Origin of the sequence: Pseudotamlana haliotis (genome assembly GCF_008806375.1) — a bacterium.
GTDB lineage: Bacteria > Bacteroidota > Bacteroidia > Flavobacteriales > Flavobacteriaceae > Pseudotamlana > Pseudotamlana haliotis.
The window spans coordinates 127,898-134,387 of record NZ_WAAT01000052.1 but is presented as its reverse complement, the minus strand read 5'-3'; the positions used below and the strand labels follow the sequence as shown (position 1 = coordinate 134,387).

5 protein-coding genes are annotated in these 6,490 nt (G+C 34.6%); 2 read left to right on the top strand and 3 right to left on the bottom strand.

The features are described from left to right. Nucleotides 1–29 precede the first annotated feature (29 nt). The 3 genes from F6U93_RS14360 to F6U93_RS14350 form a co-directional block, all read right to left on the bottom strand. Nucleotides 30–371 (bottom strand): hypothetical protein, encoded by a 342-nt coding sequence (locus F6U93_RS14360; protein WP_150940919.1) that lies wholly within the window; start codon nucleotides 369–371, stop codon nucleotides 30–32. A 225-nt stretch (nucleotides 372–596) separates the two neighbouring features. Continuing rightward, nucleotides 597–1,139: a DUF3267 domain-containing protein gene (locus tag F6U93_RS14355; RefSeq protein ID WP_191963533.1), complete on the bottom strand. Its 543-nt coding sequence runs from the start codon at nucleotides 1,137–1,139 to the stop codon at nucleotides 597–599. 171 nt (nucleotides 1,140–1,310) lie between these two features. Continuing rightward, a complete protein-coding gene (locus tag F6U93_RS14350) occupies nucleotides 1,311–1,919 on the bottom strand; it encodes a superoxide dismutase (RefSeq protein ID WP_150940917.1) in 609 nt (202 codons plus the stop codon). Between the two features lie 123 nt (nucleotides 1,920–2,042). On the opposite strand from F6U93_RS14350, the gene F6U93_RS14345 reads away from it, so the two are divergent. Further along, nucleotides 2,043–5,174, top strand: coding sequence for a UvrD-helicase domain-containing protein (locus tag F6U93_RS14345; protein ID WP_150940916.1), 3,132 nt, complete (start codon nucleotides 2,043–2,045; stop codon nucleotides 5,172–5,174). 21 nt (nucleotides 5,175–5,195) lie between these two features. Next, on the top strand, nucleotides 5,196–6,389 hold the full coding sequence (kbl, locus tag F6U93_RS14340) for a glycine C-acetyltransferase (protein WP_150940915.1): 1,194 nt from the start codon (nucleotides 5,196–5,198) through the stop codon (nucleotides 6,387–6,389). Nucleotides 6,390–6,490: the final 101 nt, after the last annotated feature.

Below are 6,490 nucleotides of genomic sequence, written 5' to 3'. Positions count from 1 at the left end.
AAGGGACTTTTTACCAACCATTTTGTCTATTACATCGAATTATTCATATGGTATTCCAATAATTGTTTTGCATTTAGCAAACTCTGGTACTTAGGTTCATTTAGCTTACTTAAAGAAAACTCGTAGTATAAAAGTTTACTGACATACTCGAAAACAGCTAAATCATAGTGGGTTGATGACAAATGGGTAATAATGACTTCGCTACTAGACATTAGAAAGAAATCTCTATTTTTTCCAAGTAATTGGTATGAAAAATCTATTTGTTTTCTTGCTCCTTCCTCATCCTCTAGATCTAACGCCTTTTCGATTTTTAAAATGGCCTCAAACAGCAACTGAAGCATTCTCATGATATAGTCTTTTTTATTTTCCATGACTTACTTAATTCAATTTAAATAACCATTAGCCTTCACAACCAAATCAACTACCACTAAAAGAGAAAACATTGCAACGATTGTAAAAAACAAAGGTTTCCCAAAATCTATTTAATTTATTTCTTTTGAAACATCAAAATCTAAGTTCAGCTAATATATTATAATACGAAATAAAAACTTTCCCGTTCAAACTCATTTCCCCCATTACTAGATCATTATGAATAATTATTTTGTATCCTCATCCAAAACATAAAAACCCATTTCACTATCGTGATCTAGGATTTTTTTGTCTTTAGGTGTTTTTAGAAGCAACACGAAAATTAAAAAATCTCCTGCCGCTGCCATGATCATGAGCAACCCATAGTATAGAAACATGTTACTGCCTATTGATAACCCAATTATAACCGGCAAAATACCTAAAACAACTCCAGGCATCACAACGGCTAACATATATTGATTAACAAACAAAGGCGTTCGGCAATGCGCATAAGGTGTTAACTTTGTCCAAAGCACACCAAATTTAACACTTCTCCATTTATCTTTAGCAAAATAGGCAAATATGGCACCATGGATGAGCTCATGAATGACGATGGATGCAAAAACTACAAACAAAAAGACAAATATTACACTAAAATCTTTTGGCACTAATTCCACTTTTAAAGTACCCCAAATTAAATAGTAAACTAAAACTACAGGTGCTGAAGTTAGCACCATAAATAATAGCGCAAAAAGATTCGCCTTTTCAATTGAGATAGTTTTTTTCTGCATAGTTAGTATTGGTAATAAAAAACAAGTCATTACTTTTCAACTCCAAATAAACGAAATTAAAACAAGGGTAAAGGTTTTTCCTACTTAAATTAAACAAAAAAATCGCCTAAAAAGAAATTCCTTCTAGACGATTTAATATGTTAACACTTATTTTTAAAGAAGCGAAATGATTTACTTCGCTGCTGCATAACGTTTTTCTGCTTCGTTCCAATTTACTACATTAAAAAATGCAGAAATGTAATCTGGACGACGGTTTTGGTAGTTTAAGTAATAAGCGTGCTCCCAAACATCAAGACCTAAAATTGGTGTTCCTCCACAACCAATTCCTGGCATTAATGGATTATCTTGATTTGCTGTAGAGCAAATTTCAACTTTTCCACCTTTATGAACACATAACCAAGCCCATCCTGAACCAAAACGCGTTGCTGCTGCTTTAGAAAATGCTTCAATAAACGCATCTTTTGATCCGTAAGCTGCTTCAATAGCATCTTTTAATTCTCCTGATAAGTTTCCTCTTCCTTCTGGGTTTAATACATCCCAAAATAAAGAGTGGTTGTAAAATCCACCACCGTTATTTCTAACAGCCGCATTACTTGTATCTAAGTTAGTAAGAATATCTTCAATAGATTTTCCTTCTAAATCTGTTCCTTCAATTGCATTATTTAAGTTATTTGTATAACCTTGGTGGTGCTTAGAGTGGTGAATCTCCATTGTTTTTGCATCAATGTTTGGTTCTAACGCATCATAAGCATATCCTAATTTCGGTAATTCGAAAGCCATAATTTTTGTTTTTAATAATTAATATTTGATTTCACCAAATTTACACATAAAAGCGGGCAATAAAAAATAATAAATACCTATCAAACCATCGATAGTTTTTATCTTGTATGCAAATTTCCTATTATGCAGCCCACGGCACCTTTTATTATATACAATGCTTCGGCAGGAAGCGGTAAAACTTATACGCTTGTTAAGGAATATTTAAAGATTCTTTTCAAATCGAACTACAAAGAACAATTCAAGCGAATTCTAGCAATCACTTTCACTAATAAGGCAGTTGCCGAAATGAAAGAGCGTATTATTGAAACCCTAAAACGTTTTGCTGACCCGAGCATTTTATCAGCAAACGACCCCATGTTTTTGTCTATTTGTGAAGAACTCCAAATAGAACCTGATGCTTTGCAAAAAAAATCGGATGCCTTATTAAACAACATCATCCATAATTATGCTGCTTTTGATATTTCAACCATTGATGGCTTTACACACAAACTCATTAGAACCTTTGCGCATGATTTAAAACTACCCTTAAATTTTGAAGTTGAACTCGACCAAGACGCCTTATTATTTGAAGCCGTTGACAGCCTCATTACAAAAGCCGGAACCGATGCCGAACTCACCAAAATTCTAGTTGATTTTGCTTTAGAAAAAGCCGATGACGACAAAAGTTGGGATGTATCATTCGATTTCAATAAAATAGCCAAGCTGCTTACCAATGAAAACGATATCCCTTTCATTGAAAAATTAAAAGACATCAGTTTAGACGATTTTAAAAATTTAAAAACACAGCTTAAAAAGGAAATAAAAACAACGGAAACGACTATTACAGATAGTGCCAAAGCATTTTTATCATTAATTGAGAACGCTGGTATTGAATTTAGCGATTTTTCAGGTGGTTATTTACCAAAATATTTTCAGAAACTAGCTGACGAAGATTATAATGTCGCTTACGGTGCCAAATGGCAAGAAGATTTAGAAAGTAAAACACTTTATCCTAAACGTGTTTCTAAAGATACTGCTCTAGCAATTGAAACCATTCAACCTCAAATTGCTTCCTTATTTAGCGGAACTAAAAAGTGTATTTTTCAGCTTAAGTTTTTAAAAGCCTTTTATAGAAACATCACCCCATTATCGGTTCTAAACGCCATCAACAATGAACTGACGGCATTGAAAGAGGCGCAGAACAAAATGCTCATTTCAGAATTTAACGCCATCATCAGTACCGAAATTAAAGAACAACCCACACCTTTTATATATGAACGTATTGGTGAAAAGTTCAAACACTATTTTATTGATGAATTTCAAGACACTTCGGTGATGCAATGGGAGAATTTAATTCCGCTTCTTGGAAATTCTTTATCTGCTCAAGGCGGAAGCACCATGCTGGTAGGCGATGCCAAACAAGCCATTTACCGTTGGCGTGGTGGAAAGGCTGAACAGTTTATTGGTTTGTTCAATAGTGAAAATCCGTTTCATATTGAAAAACAAGTTGAAAATTTACCGGCTAACTTTAGAAGTTATAAGCAAGTGGTAAACTTTAATAACGGCCTGTTTCAGTTTATAGCACATCAGGTATTTAATCACGATGATTATGAAGCCTTGTACGACAGTGCTTCTCAAGACATCACCAAAACTAAAGAAGGCTACGTAGAACTCGACTTTTTAGATATTGAAAAAGATGATGACAGAGACGAGCTTTTTCCTGAAGCTACATTAGAAAAAATTAATAAATGCCTGGATAATGGTTTTCAGCTGAAAGAAATCTGCGTTTTAGTCAGAAAGAAAAAAGAAGGGGTCGCCGTGGCTAATTATTTGAGTCAGCACAATATTCCTATCATTTCTTCTGAAACCTTACTCATTAATAACGCACCCGAAGTTGGTTTCATAAACAACCTGCTGGCCCTATTAATGCAACCTAAAAACTATGAAATAAAAATTAAGGTTTTAGATTTTCTAACGGAACATTTCCAAATTGAAAACAAGCATAACTATTTTATAAAACACATCAATCTTCCGCTAGAAGACTTATTTCAAAGCTTTGAAAACTTCAATATTTACGTTTCAAAAACGGCTTTATTACAGCTTCCGCTCTATGATTTGGCCGAAACCCTTGTGAGAACCTTCAACTTAGTTAAAAACTCAAACGCCTACGTACAGTTTTTCTTAGACCTTATTCATGATTTTTCACAAAAGAAAGGTTCTGATATTTCAGGATTTTTAGAATACTTCGAAAAGAAAAAAGACAACCTGAGTATCATTTCACCAAAAGGCCAAAATGCTGTTCAAATCATGACCATTCATAAATCTAAGGGTTTAGAATTTCCAGTGGTTATTTTTCCTTATGCCGATTTAGACATGTACCGCGAGGTAGAACCAAGGGAATGGTTTCAAATAGATGCTGAAAAATACAACGGACTTTCACACACCTTATTAAATTACAACAAGGATTTTGAACATTTTGGTGACGAAGGTTTAAGCATTTTCAACCGCCATCAATCGGAACAAGAACTGGATAACATCAACCTTTTATATGTGGCACTGACTAGAGCTGTAGAACAGTTGTATGTGATCTCAACCAAAGATATTTCCGCCAAAGGCGAAGCTAATTCAAAAAAATACTCCGGACTCCTAATTACTTACTTGCAGCATTTAGGTTTGTGGCAAGATGCGCAATTGCTTTATAGCTTCGGAAATCAACAAAAAACATCGGAAGCTTCTTCAGAAATAAAAGACACCGAATTTCAGCAAGAATTTATTTCAACACCTAAAGAAGACCATAATATAAAGGTGGTCACAAAATCAGGTTATTTATGGGACACCCATCAGCAAGATGCTATTGAAAAAGGAAACCTCATTCATGATATCATGGCTCAGCTTCACACCAAAGATGATGTGAACAAAGTTATTTCAGATTACTTAAAATCGGCCATAATAAATAATGAACAAGCCAATTTGTTAAAAGAAATCGTGCTGCGCATTGTAAATCACCCTGATTTAGAGCACTACTACTCCGATAAACACACCATATATAATGAACGTGATATTATCACCAAAACCGGAATGGTATACAGACCCGACCGTGTAGTTATTAATAATAGAAACGAAGCCGTTATTATCGACTACAAAACAGGTTTAGAAGACAAAAAACACGCCCAACAATTACAGGTCTATCAGGATGTGCTTGAAGACATGAATTATAAGGTAAAAAAGAAGATTCTTATCTACACAAATTATGAAATTACCATAAAAGTTGTTTAATTTTGAAAAAAAATCAACGAAATGTACGGAAAACTGAAAAATCATCTTCAAGAACGAATTCAAGAGATTAAAGATAACGGTCTTTATAAAGAGGAACGTATTATAACTTCAGCTCAAGGTGCTGAAATTACGCTTAATACTGGTGAAACCGTTTTAAACTTTTGCGCCAATAACTATTTAGGTTTATCATCACATCCAGATGTGATTCAAGCCGCTAAAGACACTATGGACACCCATGGTTTCGGTATGAGTTCGGTTAGGTTCATTTGTGGCACCCAAGACATTCACAAAGAATTAGAACAAAAAATAGCCGGTTTTTACCAAACGGAAGACACCATATTATATGCTGCTGCCTTTGATGCTAATGGTGGTGTGTTTGAACCTCTGTTAGGTAAAGAAGATGCTATTATATCAGACTCCTTAAATCATGCTTCAATCATCGATGGTGTTCGCTTATGTAAAGCAGCAAGATATCGCTATCAAAATAACGATATGGCCGATTTAGAAAAGCAGCTTATTGAAGCCAACGCCAGCGGAGCCCGATTTAAAATCATTGTAACCGATGGTGTGTTTTCAATGGATGGGTTAGTTGCTCCTTTAGATAAAATTTGTGATTTAGCCGACAAATACGACGCCTTAGTTATGATTGATGAATGTCATGCTGCAGGATTTATAGGAGCTACAGGCCGCGGTACTTTAGAAGAAAAGAACGTACTTAACCGAATTGACATTATCACTGGAACCCTAGGTAAAGCCTTAGGCGGTGCCATGGGGGGATATACAACAGGTAAAAAAGAAATTATTGATTTATTACGTCAGCTATCCCGACCTTATTTATTTTCAAATTCCTTAGCTCCAGCTATTGTAGGCGCTTCAATTAAGGTATTTGACATGCTCACAAACAACACCGAATTAAGAGACACCTTAGACTGGAACACCAATTACTTCAAAAAAGGCATGAAAGACGCTGGGTTTGATATTATAGATGGCGACTCAGCTATTGTCCCTGTAATGCTATATGACGCCAAACTTGCTCAAAAGATGTCAAAACAACTATTAAAAGAAGGAATTTATGTGATTGGTTTCTTTTTTCCTGTAGTCCCTAAAGAAAAAGCAAGAATACGTGTACAAATTTCAGCAGCACATTCTAAAGCCCACATAGTCAAGGCTATTAGTGCATTTACAAAGGTTGGTAAAGACTTAAAAATTATTTAAACTCGCTCTTAACTATGCTTAAAGGCCGTGTAAACTTAAGTTCTCAACACCTATATGTGCAATATTTTTATATATTTGTCTTTGTTAATAACAATTAACAA